This is a genomic window from Streptomyces sp. CG 926 (assembly GCF_003148825.1).
Taxonomy (GTDB): Bacteria; Actinomycetota; Actinomycetes; order Streptomycetales; family Streptomycetaceae; genus Streptomyces.
Window position 1 is genome coordinate 340629 of the sequence record NZ_QGGZ01000010.1, and the last position, 24186, is coordinate 364814.

The following is a 24186-nucleotide window of genomic DNA, read 5'->3' on the forward strand; positions in this document are numbered from 1 at the left end:
CCCGCGTCGGCGGCCGGGCGTCAGCGGCCGGGCGTCAGCGGCCGGGTTCGGCGAAGCGGTCGCGCAGTTCCCGCTTGAGGATCTTGCCACTGGCATTGCGCGGGAGGGCGTCCACGAAGAGCACCCGCTTCGGGGCCTTGAAATGGGCGAGCCTCTCCCGGGCGTAGGCCATCAGCTCCGCCTCCGTCATCTCCCCCGCCTCCCCGCGCGGCACCACCACCGCCGTGACCGCCTCGATCCAGCGCTCGTCGGGCAGCCCGATCACCGCCGCCTCGGCCACGCCCGGGTGGGTGTAGAGCACGTCCTCCACCTGCCGTGAGGCGACGAGCACCCCGCCCGAGTTGATGACGTCCTTCACCCGGTCCACGACCGTGAAGTACCCCTGCGCGTCGCGCACCGCGAGGTCGCCCGAGCGGAACCAGCCGTCCCGGAACGCCTTCGCCGTGGCCACCGGGTCGTTCCAGTACCCCAGACAGAGCTGCGGCGAGCGGTAGACCACCTCGCCCGCCGTTCCGTCCGGCACGTCCTTGCCGTCCTCGTCCACGACCTTCGCCTCCACGTGGCGCACCGGCCGCCCGCAGGAGTCCATCCGCCCCTCGTGCTCCGCCGGTCCGAGCACCGTGGCCAGCGGACCGATCTCGCTCTGGCCGAAGCAGTTGTAGAAGTCGAGGCCGGGCAGCCGCTCCCGCAGGCGTTCCAGGACCGGCACCGGCATGATCGATGCCCCGTAGTACGCCTTCCGCAGCGCGCCCAACTCACGCACCGCGAAGTCCGGGTGACCGGCCAGGCCGATCCACACCGTCGGCGGGGCGAAGAGGCTGTCCGCCTCCCCCGCCTCGACCAGGTCGAAGATCTGCTCCGCGACCGGCGCGTCCACGATCGTGTTCCGCGCCCCCACCGCCAGGTAGGGCAGCAGGAAGACGTGCATCTGCGCCGAGTGGTAGAGCGGCAGCGAGTGGACGGGCCGGTCGTCCTCGGTCAGGTCCAGCGCCTCGATCGCGCTCTCGTACTCGTGCACGAGGGCCCGGTGGGTCATCATCGCGCCCTTGGGCAGGGCGGTGGTCCCCGAGGTGTAGAGGAGCTGAACCAGTGCGCCCGGGTCCCGGTCGCCTTCGAAGGGCAGCGGCTCGGCCAGCTCCGCCAGGAAGGAGTCGGGGGCGTCGCGCAGCGCCCGTACCCGGTACCCGTCGGGGATCCGCCCGACCAGGTCGGGATCGGCGAGGACCAGGGCGCTCGCGGAGTTGTCGAGGATGTACGCGAGGTCCTCGCCGGTGAGGTTCTGGTTGACCGGGACGTGGACGATCCCGGCCCGCGCGCAGGCGAGGTAGGCGAGGAGGTAGGCGTCGGAGTTGTGGGCGAAGGTGGCGACCCGGTCCCCGGCGGCGAGTCCGTACCGCTCCCGCAGCAGGGCGGCGCCGGTGGTGACGGCGGCGTCGAGTTCCGCGTACGTCCAGCTCCGCTCGCGATAGCGCACGGCCGGGCGGTCGGGGACCCGCCGCGCGGCGGCGTGCACCAGTCCGTCGACCGTGTCCTCGCGCACCGCTCGCCCTGCCCGCCCTGCCCGCCCTGCCGAGCCTGCCTGCCCCGCCGGCTCTGCCTGCCCTGCCTGCCCTGCCCGCGCTGCCGTCATGGCGCGATCCTCGCCCTCCGCCACGCCCACGGTCAACAACCGGATACCGAACGGCATGTTGACAGCTCGCCGGACGGGCTGAATGAGTGTGGGGGCACGGACGTACCGCCTGTCAGAGGGTAACCACGCCCATTCACAGGCTACTTGGGAGGACTGTTGCATCTCAGCACTCGTCCGATACTCCGCCGCGTCGCCCTCGTCGGCGCCGCTCTGCTCGCCGCGACGGCCGCCGTGCCCCAGGCCTCGGCGGCCGCAGCGCCCGACGACCTGACAGCCGCCGGAGGCGGCCTGTCCGCCGTCATCCGGTACACCGAGAACGGCATCCCGCACATCCTCGCCCGCGACTACGCGCACCTCGGCTTCGGTACCGGCTGGGCCCAGGCCGCCGACCAGGTCTGTGTCCTCGCCGACGGGTTCGTGACCGTCTCAGGTGAGCGTTCCCGCTGGTTCGGCCCCGACGCCGCGCCCGACCTCTCGCTCTCCTCGGCCACGAAGAACCTCTCCAGCGACCTCTACTTCAAGGGCGTGAGGGAGTCCGGCACGGTGGAGCGGCTGCTGGCGACCCCCGCCCCGGCCGGACCCACCGAGGACCTCAAGGAACTGATGCGCGGCTGGGCCGCCGGGTACAACGCCTGGCTGGCCCAGAACAAGATCACCGATCCGGGCTGCAAGGGTGCCGCCTGGGTCCGCCCGGTCACCACGGCCGACGTGGCCGCCCGCGGCTTCGCGGTCTCGGTCCTCGGCGGCCAGGGCCGCGCCGTCGACGGCCTCACCGCCGCGCAGCCCCCGGGCGCCGCGGGCTCGCCGACCGGCCCCACGGCGTCCCCCCAGGAGACCGGTCCGGCTGCCGCGGCCGAAGCCGCGCGGGAGTTCTTCGACACCGGCCGGTACGACATGGGCTCCAACGCGGTGGCCTTCGCCGGCTCCACCACGGCGAGCGGCCGCGGTCTCCTCCTCGGGAACCCGCACTACCCGTGGCAGGGCGGCCGCCGCTTCTGGCAGTTCCAGCAGACCATCCCGGGCGAGCTGAACGTCTCGGGTGCCTCCCTGCTCGGCACCGCCGTGGTCAACATCGGCTTCAACGAGAAGGTGGCCTGGAGCCACACCGTGGCGACCGGCACCCCGGTCAACCTCCATCAGCTCGCCCTGGACCCGGCCGACCCGACCGCCTACCTGGTCGACGGCAAGCCGGAACGGATGACCCGGCGCAGCGTCACCGTCCCGGTGGCGGGCGGCGGCGCCCCCATCACCCGCACCCAGTGGTGGACCCGCTACGGGCCCGTGGTCTCGGATCTCGGCGCGAGCCTGCCCCTGCCGTGGACCGCGCGGACGGCGTACGCGCTGAACGACCCGAACGCGGCGAACCTACGCGGCTCCGACACCAGCCTCGCGATGGGCAAGGCCCGTTCGGTGGCCGGGATCCAGGAGGCGCTGAAGCGCACCCAGGGCCTGCCCTGGGTCAACACCGTGGCCGCCGACTCCGCGGGCGCCACCCTCTTCACGCAGACCCAGGTGCTCCCCCGGATCACCGACGAGCTGGCGGCCCGCTGTTCCACCCCGCTGGGCCGGGCCACGTACCCGGCCTCGGGGCTGGCGGTGCTGGACGGCTCGCGCGGTGACTGCGCGATCGGCTCGGATCCGGACGCGGTGCAGCCCGGCGTCTTCGGCCCGGGGAAGGCGCCGACGCTGCGGGACGCCCCGTACGCGGAGAACTCCAACGACAGTGCCTGGCTGGCCAACGCCGACCGGCCGCTGACCGGCTACGAGCGGATCTGGGGCAGTGTCGCCACCCCGCGCTCGGCCCGCACGCGCGGGGCGGTCGAGGACGTGTCCGCGATGGCCGCGAAGGGCCGACTGACCGTGGCCGACCTGCAGAAGCAGCAGTTCGCGAACCGGGTGCCGGCCGGTGATCTGGCGGCGGCCGACGCCGCGAAGGCGTGCTCCGCCCTGCCGGGCGGCACGGCGACGGCGAGCGACGGCGGTGCGGTGGACGTCTCGGCGGCCTGCGCGGTGCTGGCGAGCTGGGACCGTACGGCCGACAGCAGCAGCCGCGGCGCGCTGCTCTTCGACCGGTTCTGGCGCGGGCTGACCGCCTCCACGCCAGCCAAGGACCTGTGGCTGGTGCCGTTCTCGGCGGCCGATCCCGTACGCACCCCCCGTACGCTCGACCGGGCGGCGCCCGGCATCGGGCGGGCGCTCGCGGACGCGGTGGCGGAGCTGAAGGCGGCCGGGATCGCGCTGGACGCACCGCTGGGCGAGCACCAGTTCGTGGTCCGTGGCGGGCGCAAGCTGCCGGTGGGCGGCGGCACGGAGGCGCTCGGCGTCTGGAACAAGATCGAGGCCCCGTGGAACGCGGCGGCCGGCGGATACCCGGAGGTCGTGCACGGCTCCAGCCACATCCAGGCGGTCGGCTGGGACGGGAGCCGCTGCCCGGTGGCGCGCACCCTGCTGACGTACAGCCAGTCCTCGAACCCGCTCTCGCCGTACTACGCCGACCAGACCCGGATGTACTCCGAGGAACGCTGGGTCACTTCGCGTTTCTGTGAGCGGGACATCCTCACGTCGCCGAAGCTGAAGGTGGTCCTGGTCCGCGAACGACGGTGACCGGGAGCCCGGTCATCCGGCCCGCGTCCCGCCGAGGGCGGTGGCGAGCGCCCGGGCCTGCTCCGGGGTGATGCCCAGGGCGAGCGGTACCCGGCGAGGGCTGTACGCGGACGAACACACCGCGATCGGGTCGGCCTCGGTGGCCGTCCACCGGGGTCCGTCGGTCGGATCCGGCTCCCCCACCAAGGTCGCGGCCAGATCGCCGGCGGCGTCCGCGCGTATTCCGCAGTGCGCGAGGGCACGGGCCACGACGTCGCGCGCCTCGGCGGGCAGTGCGGCGTCCCCGAGCATCGGGAGCAGGAGCAGCAGACGCTCGGACGGATCGGTCAGGCCTTCACCGTCGTCCTGCGTGCGGGTGGCGAGCGTCTGCAGCTCCGGCCAGGACAGGCCGGGGCGTGCGTCGTCGGCGCCGCACTGGCCGAGATGGCCCAGGCGCCCCCATCGGGGGTGTCGGACGAAGAACTCGACGTCGTTGCGGTCCTCCTCGTTGGCGTGGACGACATAGGCCGTGTGCCCGCCGTCGAAGCGGATCCGCAGCACGGGCCAAGGCTGCTCGGGGTCACCGAGGCGGTCCACCATGGCGTCGTAGGCGGACGCGTCCACACCGTACGGCTCGGTCGGCTCGCTCGGATCGCCCATGGTCAGGAGGAGATGCGCGAGCCAGAAGGCCGGGGCGCGGGCGAGGTCCTCGCTCGCGACCAGCTCGCGGTCCGTCAGGTACTCCGGGATGTGTACGCCCATGGTCATGGGAGGAGGGTAGGCAGGACCCCGGACGCGGCCTCGCGCGGGGTCGCGCGGCCTCGCGAGAGGCCGCGTCCGGGGCGGTGGCTACGGACTGACGGCCAGGAAGAGGTAGGCGGCCAGCAGCACGATGTGTACGCCGCCCTGGAGCAGCGTGGCGCGCCCCGGGACGATGGTGAGGGCGCTGACCACGACGGTGAGGGCGAGCAGCACCATGTGGATCGGGCCGAGGCCGAGCAGGAGCGGTCCGGAGAGCCAGATCGAGGCGAGGGCGATCGCCGGGATGGTCAGGCCGATGCTGGCGATGGCGGACCCGTAGGCGAGGTTGAGGCTGGTCTGCATGCGGTCGCGGCGGGCGGCACGGACGGCGGCGAGGGTCTCGGGCGCCAGCACGAGCAGGGCGATGATCACACCGACGACCGCCTGGGGCAGACCGGCGGCCGCGACGGCCCGTTCGATGGTCGGGGACACCGCCTTGGCATCGCCCACCACGGCGACGAGCGCGATCAGCAGCAGGCCGAGGCTGAGGAGGGCGGCGCGGGCGGTGGGCGGCTCGGCGTGGTCGTCGCCGCCGGCGGCACCCCCTCCGGTGTCCACGGGCAGGAAGTAGCTGCGGTGACGGACCGTCTGGACGGCGACGAAGAGCCCGTACAGGGCGAGTGAGGCGACGGCGGCGAAGGTGAGCTGCGCCGTGGAGAACTCCGGGCCCGGCTTGCTGGTGGTGAACGTCGGCAGGACCAGGCTGAGGGTGGCCAGGGTCGCGACGGTGGCGAGGGCGGCCCCGGAGCCCTCGGGGTTGAACACGGCGACCCGGTTGCGCAGGGCGCCGACGAGCAGGGAGATGCCGACGATGCCGTTGCAGGTGATCATGACGGCGGCGAAGACGGTGTCCCGGGCCAGCGAGGCGGTCTTGTCTCCGCCGTCGGCCATCAGGGTGACGATGAGCGCCACCTCGATGACGGTGACCGCCACGGCGAGGACGAGGGAGCCGAAGGGTTCGCCGACGCGGTGGGCGACGACCTCGGCGTGATGGACGGCCGCGAGCACCGCGCCCGCGAGACAGAGCGCGACGAGCGCCACCGCGAAGCCGGGTAGGTCCCTCCCCCAGCTGAAGACGAGCGCGACCAGCGCCACCACGGGGACCACGAGGGTCCAGTCGGTCAGGGGGGATCTGCGGGTAGCCGTACTCATATCGGCAAAGTTGCCAGAATTGTCCCCTCGGTGCGGCGCAAGGCGCGCCTCGGGGGCAATGAGGTGGCGTTTCTCACGGCATTCCGCGGCGTGGTGGGTACCGGCTCCCGGAACGGGGCGGCGATGGGTCGCCGCGTGCCGGCAGGACCTCGGCCCGGTGGTGGGCCGGGCCGCCGGGGCGGGGGCGCGGCCCGGCGCCCCACGTCCCAGCACCCCGCGTCCCGGCACCCCTCGCCCCAGCACTGCTCGGACACCACCGCGCCGCGCGTCACATGGCGCGCTCGTGGCCCTCCCAGTACGGGTCGCGCAACCGCCGCTTGTAGAGCTTGCCGTTCGGGTCGCGGGGCATCGTCTCGATGAAGTCGACCGTCTTGGGGCGCTTGTAGCCCGCGAGCTGCCGCTCGCAGTGGTGCAGGATCTCCGCGGCCAGGGCGTCGCCCGCGACGAAGCCCTCGGCCGGTTCGACGACCGCCTTGACCTGCTCGCCCCAGTCGGCGTGCGGAATGCCGAAGGCGGCGGCGTCCGCGACGGCCGGGTGGGTGAGCAGGGCCGACTCGATCTCGGCGGGGTAGATGTTGACCCCGCCCGAGATGATCATGTCGATCTTGCGGTCGCGGAGGAAGAGGTAGCCCTCCTCGTCCATCAGCCCCAGGTCACCGACGGTGAAGAAGTCACCGATCCGGTTCTTCCTCGTCTTGCCCTCGTCCTTGTGGTAGCTGAAGCCACCGGTGTTCATCTTGAGGTAGACGGTGCCCAGTTCTCCGGCGGGCAGCCGGTTGCCGTCGTCGTCGAAGATGGCGAGTTCGCTGATCGGCCAGGCCTTGCCGACCGTTCCCGGCTTCTTCAGCCAATCCTCGGCGGTCGCGAAGGCGCCGCCGCCCTCGCTGGCCGCGTAGTACTCCTCCACGCACCGGCCCCACCAGTCGATCATCGCCCGTTTGACGTGGTCGGGGCAGGGCGCGGCGCCGTGGATGGCGTGCCGCATCGAGGAGACGTCGTAGGCGTCCTTCGTCTCCTGCGGGAGGGCGAGGAGACGGTGGAACTGTGTCGGCACCATGTGGGTGTGCGTGCAGGCGTGGCCGTCGATCAGGCGGAGCATCTCCTGCGGGGTCCACTTGTCCATCAGGACCAGCGGATGTCCGATGTGCAGGGCGGCGCCCGCGAATTGGAGAACGGCGGTGTGGTAGAGCGGCGAGCAGACCAGGTGGACGTTGCCGTCGAAGGGCCGGATGCCGAAGATGCCGAGGAAGCCGCCCAGGTACGTCTCCTCCGGGAGCTTGCCGGGCAGCGGACGGCGGATGCCGCGCGGGCGGCCGGTGGTGCCGGAGGTGTAGTTCATGACCCAGCCCAGCGTGCGGTCCTCGGGGGCGGTCGCGGGCTGTCCGTCGAGGAGCTGGGCGTACGGGAGGAAGCCGGCGACCGCTCCGACGGCGTACCGGTGGCTCGCCGGCAGATCGGCCTCGTCCGCGGCGGCGGTGGCGGCCTCGGCGAAGCGCTCGTGCGCGATGAGGACCTTGGCTCCGGAGTCGGAGACGATCCAGGCGATCTCGGGGCCGACGAGGTGGTGGTTGACGGGGACGAGGTAGAAGCCCGCCTGCGAGGCGGCCAGATAGGCGGTGAGGAACTCGACGCCGTTGGGGAGGACGACGGCGAAGACGTCGCCCTTCTCCAGTCCGGCGGCGCGCAGCCCGTGGACGAGGCGGTTGACGTCGGCGTGCAGCCGGCCGGCGCTCCATTCCTCGCCCTCGGGGGTCACGAGTACGGTCCGCCCGGGGTCGGCGGCGGCCTGGGCCCAGAAGCCGTTGGGCGGCTGCTGGTCGGTGGCGGGGGTCGTGGACGTCGTCGCGGTCATGTCGGTCACGCCTCTCGGACTCGGCCGGCGATGCGGTTGATGCGGTCGATCGCCCTCTCGAACCCGCTGGTGAGGTCGTCGAAGACGGCCTGGACGCTGCGTTCCTCGGTCATCCGGCCGACGATCTGGCCGACGGGAGTGCCGAGCAGGGGCTGGATCTCGTACTTCTGTATCCGGGAGACGGCCTCGGCGACGAGCAGGCCCTGGAGCGGCATGGGGAGCGCGCCGGGACCCGCCGGGTCGTCCCAGGCATCGGTCCACTCGGTACGCAGCTGGCGGGCGGGCTTGCCGGTGAGGGCGCGGGAGCGGACGGTGTCGCCGGACCCGGCGGCCAGCAGTTTCGCCGTGAGGGCGCGCGAGTGGAGGTCCGCCTCGGTGGTGGTGAGCCAGAGCGAGCCGAGCCAGGCACCCTGGGCGCCGAGGGCGAGGCCGGCGGCGATCTGCTCGCCGCTGCCGATGCCGCCGGCGGCGAGGACCGGGAGGGGGGCGACGGCCTCGACGATCTCGGGGACCAGGACCATGGTGGCGATGTCGCCGGTGTGGCCGCCGGCCTCGTAGCCCTGGGCGACGACGATGTCGATGCCGGCCTCGGCGTGGCGGCGGGCGTGCTTGGCGCTGCCCGCGAGGGCGGCGACGAGGACACCGTGGTCGTGGGCGCGCGCGATGACATCGGCGGGCGGCGAACCGAGCGCGTTCGCCAGGAGTTTGATGGGGTAGTCGAAGGCGACGTCGAGCTGGCTCCTGGCGACCTGCTCCATCCAGCCGGTGATCCGCCAGCCGGAGGCCTCGCCCTCGGCGAGCTCGGGCACGTGGTGCTTGGCGAGGGTGTCGCGGACGAAGGCTCGGTGAGCGGCCGGGATCATCGCCTCGATGTCGGCCTCGGCGATGCCGTCGACGGCCTTCTTGGCGGGCATGACGACGTCGAGGCCGTAGGGCTTGCCGTCGGTGTGCTCCTGCATCCAGTCGAGGTCGCGTTTCAGGTCGTCGGGGGCCGTGTAGCGGACCGCGCCGAGCACACCGAAACCGCCCGCGCGGGTGATGGCAGCGGCGACCGCCGGGAAGGGCGTGAAGCCGAAGATGGCGTGCTCGACTCCCAGTTTCTTGCTCAACTCCGTCTTCATGGGCGGCAGGATGCCGCAGCCCGCCGGCCGAGGGAAGAGATTTTCTGATGCAGTGTCAGATTCTTTACGGGTCGGTCGGTGCGGAGGGTGCCCGACGGGCGGGCAGATACCCACTACCGTGCGGATCGCCTGCGGCGCGCTCGGCGGGTACGGGCTGCGGCGGGCCTCCGGCAGCGGGGCGCGGGTGCCGGGATGCGGGCGCGCCGGGGACGCGGGCGCCGGGATGTGGACCGCGGGCGGAATGCGCACGGCGGGTGCGGGTGTTGTGGGCGCGGGTTGCGGACGAGGAGGACCGGACATGGCAGCGGACACGGGGGCCGAAGCGGTGGCGGAGGTCGGCACGGAACGGTCGGGCGGCATCGGCCGCGAGCAACCGCGCGACCGCAGGGCGGAGCGCACCGGCGTGGCCGAACCGGGCCGCGGGCCGAGCCGGCGGCGCCTCGGGGCACGGTTGCTCGCGCTGGGCGGGGTGCTCGTCCTGCACGCGGCGCTCCCGGGCTCCGCGGGCGCCTCGGGCGGTCCCGCCGAGCGGCGCGCGCTCCAGGGGCTGCGGCTGCGGTACGGGTCGGCGCGCCAGGCGGGCCTGCTGGAGCAGCACCTGGAAGGGGTCGCGGACGAGGCCCGGCGCTTCCTGGGCCCGTCCCCCGAACACCCCTACTACGCCGGGGCGGTGGTCCTCGCCGGCCGCGGCCGCACCATCGCCCTGCACCGCGCGATGGGGTACGCGGTCCGGTACGCGGACTACGACGGACGGACCGACCGGGTCCGGGAGTACCCGGCGGCCGAGCGGATCGCCATGGCCGAGGACACCGTCTTCGACCTGGCCTCGCTGACCAAACTGTTCACCTCCATCCTGGCGGTGCAGCAGATGGAACGCGGGCGTCTGGAGCTGGAGGCTCCGGTGTGCCGTTACCTACCGGAGTTCGTCGGGGGCGGCAAGGAGATCATCACGGTCCGCCAGCTGCTCACGCACACCTCGGGGTTGCGGTCCTGGGCGCCCTTCTACCAGGAGTCCACGCGGGAGGGTCAGCTGAGGCTGCTGTGGTCGGTCCGGCCGCAGGAGACACCGGGCACCGTCTACCGGTACTCCGACCTCAATCTGATCGCGCTGCAACTGCTCCTGGAACGGATCACCGGTCGCACTCTGGACACACTGCTCCGCGACGAGATCACCGCTCCGCTCGGGATGCACCGCACTCGATACAACCCACCGCTCTCCTGGCGCCGGGTCATCGCCGCCACCGAGGTGCAGCGCCCGCCCTGGTCCGGCCTGGACCGCGGGCTGGTGTGGGGCGAGGTCCACGACGAGAACGCGTACGCGCTCGGCGGCGTCGCGGGCCACGCCGGGGTCTTCGGAACCGCCTGGGATCTGGCCGTGCTGGCCCGCGCCCTCCTCGACGGCGGGGTCTACGCGGGCAAGCGCATCCTGCGCCCCGCCTCCGTCGAGCTGCTCTTCACCGACTACAACACGGCCTTCCCCGGCGACGACCACGGCCTCGGCTTCGAGCTCTACCAGCACTGGTACATGGGTGCCATGGCCACCCCGCACTCCGCCGGGCACACCGGCTTCACCGGCACCTCCCTGGTCCTCGACCCCTCCACCGACTCGTTCCTGATCCTGCTCGGCAACTCCGTCCACCCCGTAAGGACCTGGCGGGCCGGCAGCGCGCCGCGGGTCGCGGTCGGCAACCGCTTCGCCCGCGCCGTCCCGGTCCGCACCCGACACGGCGGCGCGGCCTGGTTCTCCGACATCCGGCCCGGCGCCTCGGGCACCCTCACGCTGCCGCCGCTCGTCCCGGCGACGGCCGCCGCCCGGCTGCGGTGCGCCGTGTGGTGGGACACCGTGCCGGGCGAGGGCGCCCTGCACCTGGAGGCCTCCGCCGACGGGGAGCACTGGGAGCCGCTGCCCTTCAGCACGCTGCGGTCCACCGGCGGTACACCCGAACAGTGGCCGCGCGGCTCGGTGAGCGGCTGGTCGGGCCGCGTCTGGCACCGCCTCGAAGCCCCCCTCACCACCGCCTGGGCGGGACGCGAGGTACGGCTGCGCTTCCGCCACACCGCGACCGGCCGCTACGTAGGACGCGGGGCCTACGTGGACGTCGTACGCGTGGCGGAACCGGGTCGGCTGCTCTTCGCGGAGGACCGCCCGGCCGACGCGGACCGCATCGAGCCCATCGGCTGGACCCGATCGGCGGACTGACCGCCCGGACCGGGTCGGTGACTCAGTGTCGGAGACTCAGTGTCGGACCAGGCAGAAGGGGTGCCCCGCCGGGTCCGCGTAGACCCGCCAGCCGCGCCCGTCCGATCCGTCGAGCAGTGTCCCGCCGGCCGCCAGCACCTCCTCCTGGGCCAGGTCCAGGTCCGGGACGCCGAGGTCGAGGTGGAACTGCTGCGGCCGGGTGGGGTCGGGCCAGCGCGGAGGCACGTGGTTCAGGGCCTGCTGGAAGGCGAGGACCGGTCCCGAGGGCGTGTGGAGCGTCGCCCAGCTCTCGTCGAGCGCCCAACGCCGGTCCTGCTGGTTGACGTTCCCGCCCAGCAGGGACCGGTAGAACTCGGCGAGCGACTGCGGCTCGGGGCAGTCCAGGACCACACATTGCAGTTCAGCGATCATGGTCGGATCCTAGGGGGTGCCTCGTCGATCGGACCGGCCCGGCCCGCGCCGGCCGCGATCGGCGCGGCCGGCCGGCCGCGCCGGGTCCCGCCGGGCGGCCCCGGCCGGCCAGACGACCTCCACCGGTAGCCCCCGCGCACGGGCCGCGGCCACCGCGTCGGCCGTCCCGCCCTGCCTGCCGCCGGGCCCGCCGTCCCACACCGCGACCAGGAGTTCGGCCCGGCCGAGCAGAAGTCGGTTGGCGGCGGCGTAGGCGTCCGCGCCGGCCCGTCGGTACGGCATCACCTCGACGTCGGTGGCGGCCCGCAGGAGGCGGTCGAAGGCGACGGCGTCCGGGCCCTCCCGCATCCGCGCCCGGTAGTCGGCCGCGGGGAGCACCGCCACCAGCCGCCCGCCCAGGGCGAGTACGGCGTCCCCGAAGACCGTGTCGGCGCCGGGGGCCAGGCAGGACATGCCGGTGAGCTCGGCGGCCGGGTAGCGGGCGAGCAATGCGCGCAGTGCCTCCTCTATGGGCGCGACGCTCGCCTCGGCGAGGTTCACGTGGCCGGTCACCGCGATGGTCGCCATGACAGTGCTGCTCCGTTCCGAAGGATCGACGTCGACGGCGTCGCCCGCTCGGGCCGGCGGGCGGGCGGCCGTGTCCCCATGATCCGCGGTCCGGGCGGCCCCGGCCAGGGGTTTGTGCCCCGTCGAGGCAGCGTCACCCGGGGCCGGGTCCGTCCTTCGGCGGGGCGTGCAGACGTCCGTCAGCGGTCCGGGAGCGTCTTCTGGAGCCAGTCGAAGACGACTTCGCAGTGCAACTGCGGGGCCATCGGGGAGCAGTGCAGCTGGGCGCCTTCTGCGGCCGTCAGTTTCAGGTAGTCCTTGGGCGAGGTGAGGGCGTCGTACATGCGGCGCGGCTGGCCGGGGTAGAACTGCTCGCCCTCGTAGTCCAGCACCAGGGTGGGGGCCTTGATCCGGCCGACGACGTCGGTGATGGACAGCGCCTGGATCCGGGTGGCGGGGGTGTAGAAGTCGGTGAACAGCTTGCCCTGCCGCGCCTCGAGCATGGCGGGGACGGAGAAGGGCTCGAAGCGCTTCTTCATCACGTCGGCGGCGTCCGGGGGCAGTTCGGGGACGACCTCCTTGTTCCAGATGTCGTTCGTCTCCTGCTTGTCGGGGGTGAGGATCTGCCGGATCTCGGGCGGGAAACCCAGCCACGGCTCCAGGCAGCCGGGCATGGCGACCAGCGCGGCGATCCGGGTCTCGAAGGCCGCCGCCCTCGGGGCGAGGTCCCCCGCCATGCTCAGACCCGTCAGGGCGATCCGGTCGGGGTCCACGTCGGGGCGGGCCGACAGCCAGTCGACGAGGGGCGTGACGACCTTCTCCCAGGTGGGTGTGAACACCACCTGGTCCACGAAGAGCAACTGGCCCTGGCCCGGCCCGTCGTAGACGAGCGCGTTCCAGCCCCGGTCCAGCGCGGCCGGAACCCCGTAGGTCCACATGTCCACGTTCTGGCCGTCGCTCCCGTTGGTCAGGATGACCGTCGGGCGGGGGGTGTTGCTCGCGTCGGGGCGGAAGAACCACACCGGCAGCGGTGTGCTCCCGTAGGGCACGTTCGCCTTCACCGGGGCGGGATCGCACAGGTCGCAGAAGATGTCCCAGGCTCCACGGCCCGCCTTGTAGAGCTGTTCTTCGCTGCCGGGGTCGTCCGACCCGAGGACGAAGAAGAGTGCCTGGCCGTAGTACTGGGCGGCGCGCAGCGCCCGGAAGCGCTTGGTCGGACCGTCGGCCGGCGCGCCAGGAGGCGCCTTCAGCAGCTGGTCGCCGAGGGCCCGGAAGGTCTTCACGTACGTCTGGGCGGTCAGTCCGGCGCCGTTGATCGCGTTGACGGCCGTGAGGACCTCGCCGACCTCCGCCGCGCCGGCGCCCGAGGCGCCGAGCGCGAGGAGGCCGTTGAAGTTGTACGCCGGGTCCTTGAACAGGGTCATCGCGCCCGGGGTGATGCCGCCGGCGGCCGCGGTGGGTGTGGCCGCGCCGCTGGGCGTCGCCGCCGGAGCGCCGGAGGCGCCGCCACGCGCACAACCCGCCGCGAGGGCCGCACCGGCTCCGGCGGTGAGCAGGGCGCGTCGGGTGGGGCCGGAGTGCCGATCACCAGGTATGCGGTTCATGCTTCCGGAACGTAGCGCCGACCCGGCGCTCCGGCCTGCCGTCCGGCCCCGTGCGGTCCGCGCCGCTCGACCCGCCCGCGCCCCGGCAGTGGCCCTGAGCGGCAGGTGGCGGGGCCGGGGACGCGCCACGGAGCGCGGCCTTCCGGGCGCCGTCGGTCTTGCGCCGTCCGGGGGACGCGGCGCCGGTCCGCACGCCGACCGCCTCGGCGGAACGACGGCGGCGGTGGCGTCCCCGGTACGTATGGGCCCCGACCGGCCGGGGGGGGAGGCCGATCGGGGCGGGCCCGGGCCGACCGGGGGGGATGGCCGGCCAGGGCGTTCGAGGGGGCACGCGGCCACACCTGGATGAACGGTCAACCAATCCGGGAAGTTCCCGGGGGCGGTCGCGGTTTCCGGAGCCGCCGCCGAGGGTCAGGATCCGGCGAGGACCGCGTCGAGCATCCGCCGGGTGACGGCGGTCAGCTCGGTGAGGTCCGGGGCCGGGCGGGAACGGGCGAGGGCGCCGGCCAGCCGGTCGTAGAGCAGCCCGTCCGTCCAGGCGACCAGCAGTTCGCCGGCCTCCTCCGGTCGCGGCGCCCCGAGCGCGGCGAGGATGCCCGAGGCGCGGGCCCGGGCGCCCTGGCCCGCCCGGTGGAAGTCCGCCTCCAGCTCGGGGTTGCGGGCCGCTTCGAGGCTGAGCTCGAAGCGGGCCAGCTGACGCGCGCGGCCCACCGTCAGCCACTGGTGCAGCAGTGCGGCCAAAGCGGCCGCGGCCGTCTCCCGGTCCGTCGCCGCGGACCCGTGGACGCCGCCGATGTCGCCGATGTCGCCGACGGAGCCGACCGAGCCGACCGAGCCGCTGCTGCCGAAATCTCCCACGTCGCCGAGGTCCAGCTCGGCCAGTCGCGCGTAGCAGGCCCCGATCAGCGCCGTCCTGGTCCGGAAGTAGTACGAGGTGCTCCCGGCCGGCAGCCCCGCCGAGCCGTCGACCGCGCGGTGGGTCAGGCCCCGGAGGCCGGAGGTGGCGACGAGGTCGATCGCGGTGTCGGCGATCAGCGTTCTGCGATCTGCCGCGGGCCGGCTCGCACGTGGGGTGGACATCGCTCCACTCTACAGCTGTAGAGTGACCACAGCGGACTCTACACATGTAGAGGATCCGGCTGAGGAGAACCCGGAAAACCGAGGAAGAGGAAGCGAGGGACTCGTCATGTCGGCAGTTCAGCGTCATGCGGTCGTGGCAGGCGCGGGGATCGGCGGGCTCACCGCGGCCTTGGCCCTGCACCGGCACGGCTGGCGGGTCACCGTGTGCGAGCGGGCGGCGGGGCCGACCGCCGTCGGCGCCGGGATCGTGCTCGCCCCCAACGCCCTGCGCGCCTTCGACACCATCGGCTTCGACATCACCCGCGCGGCGGGCCGTGCCGTCCCCGCCGCGATGGGCCTGCGCCGCCCGGACGGCCGATGGCTCAGCCGCGCCGACACCGCCGCACTGGCCGCCCGCTTCGGCGGCCCGCCGCTCGCCCTGCACCGCTCGGCCCTCGCCGGCGCCCTTGCCGATGCCCTCCCCGCCACGGCGATCCGCTACGGCGTCGCCGTCACCTCCGTCGACGACGCCACCGGCGCCCCCGTGGTCCGCACCGACGCCGGCGACCTCGACGGCGCCGACCTCGTCATCGCCGCCGACGGCATCCACAGCCCGCTGCGCCATCAGTACTTTCCCGACCACCCCGGCCTGCACCACAGCGGCGAGACCGCATGGCGCACGGTCCTGCCCGCCGCCGCGGGCCTCGCCGGGGCGGTGACCGCCGAGACCTGGGGCCGCGGCGAGCGCTTCGGGGTGGTTCCGCTCGCCGACGGCCGGATCTACCTCTACGCCACCGCCGTCGTCCCCGCGGGCCACCGTCCCGCCGACGTCCGCGCCGAACTCCTGCGCCGCTACGGCACCTGGCACGACCCGATCCCGGCCCTGCTGGAGCGGATCGACCCGGCGGCCGTGCTCCAGCACGACCTGTACGACCTGGCCGCCCCGCTCCCCCGGTTCCACCACGGGCGCCTGGCCTGGCTCGGCGACGCCGCCCACGCGATGACCCCCAACCTGGGCCAGGGCGGCTGCCAGGCCGTCGAGGACGCCGCGGTCCTCGGCCACCTGCTGGCCGGCGCCGGCCGGCAGGACGTCCCGGCCGCCCTCGCCGCCTACAGCGCGGCCCGCTGCGCCCGTACCGACGCCATCCGGGTCCGCGCCCGCCGGGCCGGCCGGGTCGCCGCCCTCACCCACCCCCTCGCCGTGGCCGTCCGAGACCTCGCCGTCCGCGCCACCCCGGCCCGGGCCACGAACCGGGCGATGGCTGCGCTGTTCGACGGATTCGCGCTTCCGGACGGAATGGACACCGTGCCCACGGGCGTTGGTGCTCGTTGGTGAGGTTCGCCGACTGTTTCGACGCGAAGGCAGGCGCAGACACATGACGACCGACATCGACTGGGACCACCCGACCGACCCCCGGGAGGGAACCTGGCAGCTGGACCACGTGAAGCTCTACGCGGGCTCGGGCGGCTCGGAGGGCCAGTACTGGAACGGCACCCAGACCCTCCTGCTCACCACCCTGGGCCGGGTGTCCGGCAAGCCCGTGCGGACCCCGCTCATCTACGGCGAGGCCGACGGCGGCTACCTGGTCGTCGCGTCCAAGGGCGGCGATCCCGCGCACCCGCTGTGGTACCGCAACCTCTCCGAGCACCCCACGGTCCGCATCCAGGTCGGCACGAAGATCATGCAGGGGACGGCCCGTACCGCCAGCCCCGAGGAACGCGCGGCGTACTGGCCGGTGATGGTCGGGCACTGGCCCGCGTACGACGAGTACCAGTCCAAGACGGACCGCGAGATCCCGATCGTCGTCATCGAACCCACCGGATGACCACGGCGGACCGACGGACCGACGGGCCGGCGGTCCGCGGGCCGGCGGGAGTCCGTCTCCCGCCGGCCCGTCCGGCGGGGCGTCAGATCGAGCCGACGACCTTGCGCGGGGTGACGCGGACGACGACGCGCTCGGCGTCGTCCTTCGATGCCGGGTTGAAGTCCGCGTAGTCCTTGCCCGTGTACTTGCGCGAGAGCGCGTCGATCAGCTCGTACCCGCCCTCCGTGGTCAGCGCGGCCGTGCCGCGGACCTCGGCATAGGAGTAGGGCGCGTCCGCCGGGTTGATCATGACGGTGATCCGCGGGTCCGCGCGCAGGTTCTTCTCCTTGCGGCGGCCGACCGTCGTGGAGACCAGCAGGTCGTCGCCGTCCCGGGTGAGCCAGGTGATCGACAGCTGCGGGCTGCCGTCCGGCTGGATCGTGGCCACGGTCGCGAAGACCGGGCTGTCGTCGATGAGCTTCTTCAGGTCGTCGGAGAGTGCGGCGGGCACGCGGCGGTTCCTTCCCTCGGCTGACTGCCGTCCCCGGGCCGACTGGGGAGGGGACCGGCAACGGACAGCCTGCAAAATCGCCGCCACCCCGGGCAAGCTCCGCCGCCACCGCGCCGCACCGCGCGCCGCGCCCCCGGACACCCCGGTTCCGGTTCGTGGCCCGGGCCGCAGCGCCGGCCCGGCGGGCGGACGCGGTACGCACGATCCACCCGTCCGGCCGAGTCCCCGCTCCCCTGGCCGAAAGAGACGGCCTAGCGACCGAGGACGGCCATCGCCGCGTTGTGCCCGGGGACTCCGCTGACGCCGCCGCCGCGGACCGCGCCCGCCCCGCACAGCAGGACGTTGCGGTGGGCGGTCTCCACGCCCCACCGGCCGCCCTGGTCGGCGTAGGGCCAGGACAGGTCCCGGTGGAAGATGTGGCCGCCGGGCAGCCGCAGTTCGCGTTCCAGGTCCAGCGGGGTCTTCGCCTCGATGCAGGGGCGGCCGTCCGCGTCGAAGGCGAGGCAGTCGGTGAGCGGTTCGGCCAGGTGCGCGTCGAGCTGCGCGAGGGTGGCCGTCAGGAGCACCTCGCGGGCCTGCTGGTTGTCGTGTCCGAAGAGCCTGGCCGGGGCGTGCAGGCCGAAGAGGGTGAGGGTCTGGTAGCCCTGCTCCACCAGGTCCGGGCCGAGGATCGTCGGGTCGGTCAGCGAGTGGCAGTAGATCTCCGAGGGCGGTACGGAGGGCAGTTCGCCGGAGGCGGCCTCCGCGTAGGCCCGGGCGAGTTCGGCGTAGCCCTCGGCGATGTGGAAGGTGCCGCCGAAGGCCTCGCGCGGGTCCACCGAGGTGTCCCGGAGCCGGGGCAGTCGCCGCAGCAGCATGTTGACCTTGAGCTGGGCGCCCTCCGGGGCCGCGGCCGCGCCTGCCGTCGGGGTCTCGCCGAGGAGTTCGGCCAAGGCCTTCGGCGAGGCGTTCACCAGGACCGTGCGGCCGACGACCCGGCCCTCTCCGGCCGCCGTGCGGAACACCACCTCGGCCGGAGCTACCCCGTCCGTGTCGATCCGCAGCACCTCGTGGCCGGTCGCGATCTCGGCTCCGGCGGCCCTCGCCGCCGCCGCGAGGGCGTCCGTCAGCGCCCCCATGCCGCCGACCGGGACGTCCCAGTCGCCGGTCCCGCCGCCGATGACGTGGTAGAGGAAGCAGCGGTTCTGCGCGAGGGAGGGGTCGTGCGCGTCGGCGAAGGTGCCGATCAGCCCGTCCGTGAGGACCACCCCGCGGACCAGGTCGTCGGCGAAGTTCCGCTCCACGGCCTGCCCGAGGGGTTCCTCGAAGAGCATCCGCCAGGCGGCCTCGTCGTCGATCCGGGCCCGCAGCTCGGCCCGCGTGGGCAGCGGCTCCGTCAGCGTCGGGAACACCTTCTCGGCGACCCGCCCGGTGCTCCCGTAGAAGGCCCGCCAGTTCTCGTACTCCCGCTCCGAGCCGGTCAGTCGTGCGAAGGACTCCCGCGTGCGCTGCTCGCCGCCGCCGACGAGCAGTCCGCCGGGCCGCCCGCCGCGCTCGGTGGGCGTGTACGAGGAGATCGTCCGGCGGCGTACCGCGAACCGCAGGTCCAGGTCGCGCACGATCTTCGACGGGAGCAGGGAGACCAGGTACGAATAGCGCGAGAGTCTGGCGTCGACGCCCACGAAGGGGCGGCTGGAGATCGCCGCCCCGCCCGTGTTCCCGAGCCGCTCCAGGACCAGCACCGAGCGGCCGGCCCGGGCCAGGTACGCGGCGGCCACCAGGCCGTTGTGCCCGCCGCCCACGATCACGTCGTCGTACACGTCCCGCCCGAAGGTCGTCATGGCTCTTGGTAGCACACCTGGCCGAGTCGCTCCAGACAGTGTGCCTCGTCGGCGTGGGCCAGGACCGTGTCGGGGTGCTCGTCGCCGAGGGACCGTTCGCGGATCCCGGAGAGGTCGCGGTAGATGGGCAACGCCTCGTCCCAGCGGTCCAGCCGGCCCAGCCCGCCGGCCAGTTCCCGGCGGCTGACCAGGGTGTCCGGGTGCTCGGGGCCGAGCACCTCGGCCCGTAGGGCGCCCACCTGGCGGGCCTCGGCCACCGCTTCCGCCCAACGCTCCAGGCGGCCCAGGTTGACCCCGAGGACGTGCCGGGCGCGCAGCGTCTCGGGGTCGGTGACCCCGTAGGCGCGGGTGCGGTCGCGGACCAGGGCCCGGAACAGGTCGAGGGCCTGGGCGCTCTTCCCGGTGCGGCCCAGCGCGATGCCGACCTCGTAGCGGGCGGCCAGGGTGTCCGGGTGGTCCCGGCCGAGGGCCCGTTCCCGGACGAGGGCGACCTCGTGGAAGGCGACCAGGGCTTCCTGCCAGCGGTCCAGGCGGCCGAGCGCGTACGCCGCCTCGTACCGGGTCAGCAGGGTGTCCGCGTGCTCGGCGCCCAGGACGGCGGCCCGGTCGGCGGCGACCTCGGCGGCGGTGGCGTGGGCGTCCTCGAACCGGCCCAGGGCGCCCAGCGCGCAGGCCAGGTTGTGCCGGCAGCGCAGGGTGTCGGGGTGGAGCGGGCCCATCGTCCGCTCACGGGCGACGAGCACCGCGCGGTAGACGTCGTGCGCCTCCTGGTGGCGCCCGAGCCGGCCCAGCTCGTACGCCGTCTCCTGGCGCGCCGCGAGGGTGTCGGCGTGGTCGGCGCCGAGTACCCGCGTGCGCCCCTCGGCCACGGCGGAGTACCCGGCGAGCGCCTCCGCGGGCCGACCCTCACGGCTGAGGGCGTACGCGCGCGCGTGGCCGGCGGCGAGCGCGTCGGGGCCGCTGCCGCGCGGGCCGGCGGGGCGGGGGAATCCGTACGCGGCGGTGAGCCGCGGGTCCTCGGCGGGCGCGGGTCGCACGATGGTGGTGGTGCCGGGGTGGACCGGGGGGTACGCGTCGCGCGGGCGCGGCACCGCCGGCCGGCCGGCGGGGCGCGCGGCCGTCCAGGCTCCGGTGAGCACGGCCCATTCACCGCTCGCGGGCCGGGCGTCGATCCCGGCCTTGCGTCCGGCGGTCATCCCGCGGGCCCAGGGCGGGAGCGGGGCCTGGGCGCCGGGCAGCCCGCCGGGTCCCAGCCGTGCCTCGACGAGCCGGCGGTGCACGTGGCGGGCGTCGCCGGGCCGGTCCTCGGGACGCTTGGCGAGCAGGTCCAGGACCACCTCGTCGAAGTAGCCGGGCAGCTCGGGGCGGTGCTCGCGCAGCGGTACGGGCGCGTTGTCACGGTGGCCGACCAGCACCGACCAGGAGTCGCCGAGGTCGAAGGGCGGGGCGCCGGTGGCGATCTCGTACAGGACGCAGCCGAAGGAGTAGAGGTCGCTGCGGTGGTCGACCTCGCCGCCCGCGATCTGTTCGGGCGACATGTAGTGCGGGGTGCCCATGGCCATGCCGCCGCCGGTGAGCTTGGCGGTGAAGCCGATGTCGTGGGCGAGGCGGGCGATGCCGAAGTCGCAGATCTTCACGGTGCCGTCGGTGAGCCGCATGATGTTGGCGGGCTTCAGGTCGCGGTGGACGACGCCCTGGTCATGGGTGTAGCCGAGGGCGGCGGCCATCTGTTCGGCGATGTCGACGACGACGTCCACGGGGAGCGGGCGGGTGTCGTTGTCCTCCAGGAGCTGGCTGAGATTGCGGCCTTCGAGGAGCTCCATGACGAGGTACAGGGGGCCGCCGGCGGCGCTGTCGTCACCGAAGTCGTGGACGACGGTGACCCCGCGGTGCTGGAGGGAGGCGGCCACGCGGGCCTCGCGCCGGAACCGCTCGCGGAGCACCTGGGTGAAGTGGGCGTCCTGCTCGGCGCCGATCGGCTTGAGGCACTTCACGGCGACCTGTCGGCCCAGCGACTCGTCCCGGGCGCGCCACACCTCGCCCATACCGCCGCGCCCGATCAGATCGAGCGACCGGTAACGGCCCTGGATCAGTCTGGACTCCGCCATGTCTTAAAGCCGCCCCCGTTGTCGTGCTACGCCCTCCCCGGCCGGTCCAGTATGGCCGCTGATGTACGCAGTGTGTACGGCGAGGGGCGGCTCCCGGGGCCCACGCGGCGCATCGCTTTCAAGATGTGACCTGGAGGCAGCTGCCAGCGTAGACCTGCGGGAATGCTGCGCAGCACGCGCCCGGTGAGGCGCAGGCGTCGAGTGACGCTGCGCGGGGCCGGTGCGGGCCGCCCGTACAGCTGGTGCGCCCAGCCCGGGAGGGAACCGTACGCCAGGCCGGTGATCGGCGGCCACAGCAGGTTTCGGCCACGCACGAGAAGGGCAGGGACGGGCGGGCCGCGCAGGAAGTCGTCCACGGCGAGGGCGTCGGGGCCGGCGGCGAGTTCCGGGCGGATCCGTCGGAAGTACGCGGCGAGCCCGGCCGTGTCGGCGGGCACCTCGGCCGGGTCGAGTCCGACGAGGCGGGCTCCCACGCGGTTCTCGTCGACGTAGCGGTCGGCCTGGGCGGCGGTGAGACGGACGCCGGAGCGGCGCAGTACGTGCAGGAAGCTGTCGATCTGCGCGCAGTGGATCCACAGCAGCAGCTCGGGGTCGTCGACGGGGAAGCGTTCGCCGGTGTCCGGATCGGTGGCGGACAGTTTGCGGTGGATCGTGCGGACGCGGAGGCCGGCACGCTCGGCGGCCTCGCTGGTGCCGTAGGTGAGGGTGCCGACGAAGTCGGCGGTGCGCAGCAGCCGTCCCCAGGCGTCCTGCCGGAAGTCGGAGTTCTCCATGACCCCGCGGACGGCGCGCGGATGCAGGGCCTGGAGGTAGAGCGCGCGGAGCCCGGCGATCCACATCATCGGGTCGCCGTGGCACTGCCAGGTGACGGACGACGGACCGTACAACCCCGGATCGGCGCCGGGGCGCGGTCCGGTCCCGGTGGTCCCCATCGCGTACCTCCCCGTCGCAGGCGCCCGGCGTCTCCAGCCTACCGATCCGGGGCGGCCGTGGGCGGGACCTCGGGGGCCGCCGAGCACCGACGAGGGCCTCGGCGAGAGCGTCGGGGCGGGCTCGGCGGGGGCCTCGGCGGCATAGAGTTGCGGCGTGCAGCTCTACACGATCGGCGAGGCCGCCCAACTCCTCCGCGTCAGCACCGACACCGCCCGCCGCTGGGCGGACGCGGGCCGCTTCCCGACCCTGCGGGAGGGCAACAAGCGGATGATCGAGGGCGTGCATCTGGCCGCCTTCTGCGTGGCGCTCGCCCAGGAGACGGCCGAGGGGGACGGCGAGTCCGCGACCTCGGCGCGCAACGCGCTGCCCGGGATCGTGACGGCGGTGACGCTCGGCGAGGTCGCCGCCCAGGTCGAGATCCAGGCCGGCCCGCACCGCGTGGTCTCCCTGCTGACCCGCGAGGCGGTCGAGGAACTCGGACTCGCGGTCGGTGTGCAGGCCGTCGCCCGGGTGAAGTCCACCAGCGTCCACATCGACCTCGACTGACCGAGGCGCCGGGCGGCCCGGGCAGCGCAACTGCTCGCCCGTGGGCCCGATCTCCTGCGCGAGGAGCCCCACGTGGTCCGCGTAGGTGAGCACCGGTCGGACCGTGGTCGGCGATGGGCGGCGGGATCGGGCCGGTCCGGGCCATGACAGGGTGAAGGCATGACGACGCACCACGAACCCTCGTACCCGCCCCACCCCCACCCCTGGTCGGACACCACCACGACCCACGCGGACCTCGTCGCGGCGAAGGCGCTCGTCTACGACCCCTGCGGATTCAGCTGCTCACAGCCGGTCCCGGAGGCGGAGAGCGCCGACTACGCCGCCCACACCTTCACCGTGGACGGCCTCTCCGTCCGGTTCCGCGCGGCGCGGACGACCCCGACGAAGGTCGGTCAGTTCGTCACCGTCTGGAAGCGCTCCCCGGAGGGTCCGATCCAGCCGTTCGACGCGGCGGACCCGGTGGACCTCTTCGTCATCAGTACGCGCGACGGTGAGCACTTCGGCCAGTTCGTCCTCCCGCTGGACGCCCTCCGCCGGCACGGTGTCGTATCGACGGACGGCTCCGGCGGGAAGCGCGCCTTCCGCGTCTATCCACCCTGGGTGACCACCACCAACCGCCAGGCCGGCAGCGCGCAGAAGTGGCAGCTGGACCACTTCCTGCCGTTGCCCCGGCCCGAGGACGGTCCCGTCGACCTGGACCGCGCCCGGAAGCTCTACGCGTGAGCAGCCGGCCGGCCGGCGGGACGCTGCATCACATCGAGCTGTGGGTGCCGGACCTCGACCGGGCGATCGCCTCGCTCGGCTGGCTCCTGGAGACCCTGGGACACACTCCGTACCAGCACTGGGCCGACGGCCGCAGCTGGCGCCTCGGATCGACCTACCTGGTCGTCGAACGGTCCCCGGCCCTCACCGCCGACCGGCACGACCGCTGTCGGCCGGGGCTGAACCACCTGGCCTTCCACGTGGAGGACGCGGCCTCGGTCGACCGTCTGGCCGAGGAGTCGACCCGCCACGGCTGGCACCTGATGTTCCCGGACCGACACCCCCACGCCGGCGGACCGCGGCACTACGCCGCCTACCTGGAGAACACGGACGGCTTCGAGGTCGAGCTCGTCGCGATCCCCTCTCCCCAACCGAAGTGAGGGAAAGAGCAATTCACCCGTACTCCGGAGTAGTCGGGCAGTGGGTGCCTACCATGGTTCACGAAGCGTCCGACGCCTAGGGCGCCGGCACGCCGACCCCGTCCGACCCCAGCTCGCGGGAGCCCTCATGCCCAGTCCCCGGATGCCTGACGACGCCGAGACGGAACCCGCCGAGGACCTGACCTCGGACGGCCACCGCGCCACCGACATGCCCTCGCTCGGCGACCCCGCCCGTATCGCGCTGCCGGACCCGTTCGCCGAAGCGGACGCCGAACTGCTCAGACAACCGGCGCAGTCCGTGGAACCCGAACCGACCGACGACCGGTCCTGACCCGAGCCGGAGCGGCCGACGCGAGCACCTC

At 73.7% G+C, this 24186-nt stretch carries 21 protein-coding genes; 8 read left to right on the plus strand and 13 right to left on the minus strand.

The genetic code is table 11. The features are described 5' to 3' along the window. Positions 1–34: 34 nt before the first annotated feature. Positions 35–1630: a fatty acyl-CoA synthetase gene (locus tag BCL76_RS26770; protein WP_109782020.1), complete on the minus strand. Its 1596-nt coding sequence runs from the start codon at positions 1628–1630 to the stop codon at positions 35–37. Between the two features lie 156 nt (positions 1631–1786). On the opposite strand from BCL76_RS26770, the gene BCL76_RS26775 reads away from it, so the two are divergent. Then, the gene (locus tag BCL76_RS26775; protein ID WP_109781932.1) at positions 1787–4234 is read left to right on the plus strand and encodes a penicillin acylase family protein; all 2448 of its coding nucleotides are present in this window, start codon (positions 1787–1789) and stop codon (positions 4232–4234) included. A 12-nt stretch (positions 4235–4246) separates the two neighbouring features. Here BCL76_RS26775 and BCL76_RS26780 read toward each other — a convergent pair whose 3' ends face one another. The 4 genes from BCL76_RS26780 to BCL76_RS26795 form a co-directional block, all read right to left on the minus strand. After that, positions 4247–4981 carry a hypothetical protein gene (locus tag BCL76_RS26780; RefSeq protein ID WP_109781933.1) on the minus strand — a complete coding sequence of 245 codons (735 nt, stop codon included), beginning with the start codon at positions 4979–4981 and terminating at the stop codon, positions 4247–4249. 81 nt (positions 4982–5062) lie between these two features. Further along, positions 5063–6166: a calcium:proton antiporter gene (locus BCL76_RS26785; RefSeq protein WP_109781934.1), complete on the minus strand. Its 1104-nt coding sequence runs from the start codon at positions 6164–6166 to the stop codon at positions 5063–5065. A 268-nt stretch (positions 6167–6434) separates the two neighbouring features. Continuing rightward, positions 6435–8018: an acyl-CoA synthetase gene (locus BCL76_RS26790; protein WP_109782021.1), complete on the minus strand. Its 1584-nt coding sequence runs from the start codon at positions 8016–8018 to the stop codon at positions 6435–6437. Between the two features lie 5 nt (positions 8019–8023). Then, positions 8024–9139, minus strand: coding sequence for a nitronate monooxygenase (locus tag BCL76_RS26795; protein WP_109781935.1), 1116 nt, complete (start codon positions 9137–9139; stop codon positions 8024–8026). A gap of 298 nt (positions 9140–9437) precedes the next feature. On the opposite strand from BCL76_RS26795, the gene BCL76_RS26800 reads away from it, so the two are divergent. Continuing rightward, entirely contained in the window at positions 9438–11339 is a 1902-nt protein-coding gene (locus tag BCL76_RS26800; protein WP_109781936.1) for a serine hydrolase domain-containing protein, read from the plus strand. Between the two features lie 36 nt (positions 11340–11375). On the opposite strand, the gene BCL76_RS26805 is transcribed toward BCL76_RS26800, so the two are convergent. The 4 genes from BCL76_RS26805 to BCL76_RS26820 all read right to left on the minus strand — a co-directional run bounded on the left by BCL76_RS26805 (position 11376) and on the right by BCL76_RS26820 (position 14980). After that, positions 11376–11750, minus strand: coding sequence for a VOC family protein (locus BCL76_RS26805; protein WP_109781937.1), 375 nt, complete (start codon positions 11748–11750; stop codon positions 11376–11378). 9 nt (positions 11751–11759) lie between these two features. Next, the gene (locus BCL76_RS26810; protein ID WP_258309923.1) at positions 11760–12317 is read right to left on the minus strand and encodes a hypothetical protein; all 558 of its coding nucleotides are present in this window, start codon (positions 12315–12317) and stop codon (positions 11760–11762) included. A 179-nt stretch (positions 12318–12496) separates the two neighbouring features. Beyond that, positions 12497–13900, minus strand: coding sequence for an alpha/beta hydrolase family protein (locus BCL76_RS26815; RefSeq protein ID WP_109781938.1), 1404 nt, complete (start codon positions 13898–13900; stop codon positions 12497–12499). Between the two features lie 411 nt (positions 13901–14311). Continuing rightward, the gene (locus BCL76_RS26820) at positions 14312–14980 is read right to left on the minus strand and encodes a TetR/AcrR family transcriptional regulator (RefSeq protein ID WP_109781939.1); all 669 of its coding nucleotides are present in this window, start codon (positions 14978–14980) and stop codon (positions 14312–14314) included. 106 nt (positions 14981–15086) lie between these two features. Between BCL76_RS26820 and BCL76_RS26825 the strand changes: the two genes are divergently transcribed. Further along, positions 15087–16295, plus strand: a complete 1209-nt coding sequence (locus BCL76_RS26825; RefSeq protein WP_109781940.1) for an FAD-dependent monooxygenase — start codon at positions 15087–15089, stop codon at positions 16293–16295. A gap of 40 nt (positions 16296–16335) precedes the next feature. Then, a complete protein-coding gene (locus BCL76_RS26830) occupies positions 16336–16785 on the plus strand; it encodes a nitroreductase family deazaflavin-dependent oxidoreductase (protein WP_109781941.1) in 450 nt (149 codons plus the stop codon). A gap of 82 nt (positions 16786–16867) precedes the next feature. Here BCL76_RS26830 and BCL76_RS26835 read toward each other — a convergent pair whose 3' ends face one another. The 4 genes from BCL76_RS26835 to BCL76_RS26850 form a co-directional block, all read right to left on the minus strand. Further along, a complete protein-coding gene (locus BCL76_RS26835; protein ID WP_109781942.1) occupies positions 16868–17275 on the minus strand; it encodes a PPOX class F420-dependent oxidoreductase in 408 nt (135 codons plus the stop codon). 251 nt (positions 17276–17526) lie between these two features. Further along, positions 17527–19095 (minus strand): phytoene desaturase family protein, encoded by a 1569-nt coding sequence (locus BCL76_RS26840; RefSeq protein ID WP_109781943.1) that lies wholly within the window; start codon positions 19093–19095, stop codon positions 17527–17529. After that, complete coding sequence (locus tag BCL76_RS26845) at positions 19092–21203, minus strand: serine/threonine-protein kinase (RefSeq protein WP_109781944.1); 2112 nt, start codon at positions 21201–21203, stop codon at positions 19092–19094. The genes BCL76_RS26840 and BCL76_RS26845 overlap by 4 nt, the downstream gene beginning before the upstream one ends. A gap of 26 nt (positions 21204–21229) precedes the next feature. Continuing rightward, on the minus strand, positions 21230–22135 hold the full coding sequence (locus tag BCL76_RS26850; RefSeq protein WP_109781945.1) for an oxygenase MpaB family protein: 906 nt from the start codon (positions 22133–22135) through the stop codon (positions 21230–21232). A gap of 154 nt (positions 22136–22289) precedes the next feature. Between BCL76_RS26850 and BCL76_RS26855 the strand changes: the two genes are divergently transcribed. From BCL76_RS26855 to BCL76_RS26870, 4 genes are all read left to right on the plus strand, one after another. Continuing rightward, complete coding sequence (locus BCL76_RS26855) at positions 22290–22682, plus strand: TOBE domain-containing protein (protein WP_109781946.1); 393 nt, start codon at positions 22290–22292, stop codon at positions 22680–22682. Between the two features lie 159 nt (positions 22683–22841). Further along, positions 22842–23405 carry a MepB family protein gene (locus BCL76_RS26860; RefSeq protein WP_109781947.1) on the plus strand — a complete coding sequence of 188 codons (564 nt, stop codon included), beginning with the start codon at positions 22842–22844 and terminating at the stop codon, positions 23403–23405. Next, complete coding sequence (locus BCL76_RS26865) at positions 23402–23824, plus strand: VOC family protein (RefSeq protein ID WP_109781948.1); 423 nt, start codon at positions 23402–23404, stop codon at positions 23822–23824. The genes BCL76_RS26860 and BCL76_RS26865 overlap by 4 nt, the downstream gene beginning before the upstream one ends. 142 nt (positions 23825–23966) lie before the next feature. Beyond that, positions 23967–24155, plus strand: a complete 189-nt coding sequence (locus BCL76_RS26870; RefSeq protein WP_109781949.1) for a hypothetical protein — start codon at positions 23967–23969, stop codon at positions 24153–24155. Positions 24156–24186 lie beyond the last annotated feature (31 nt).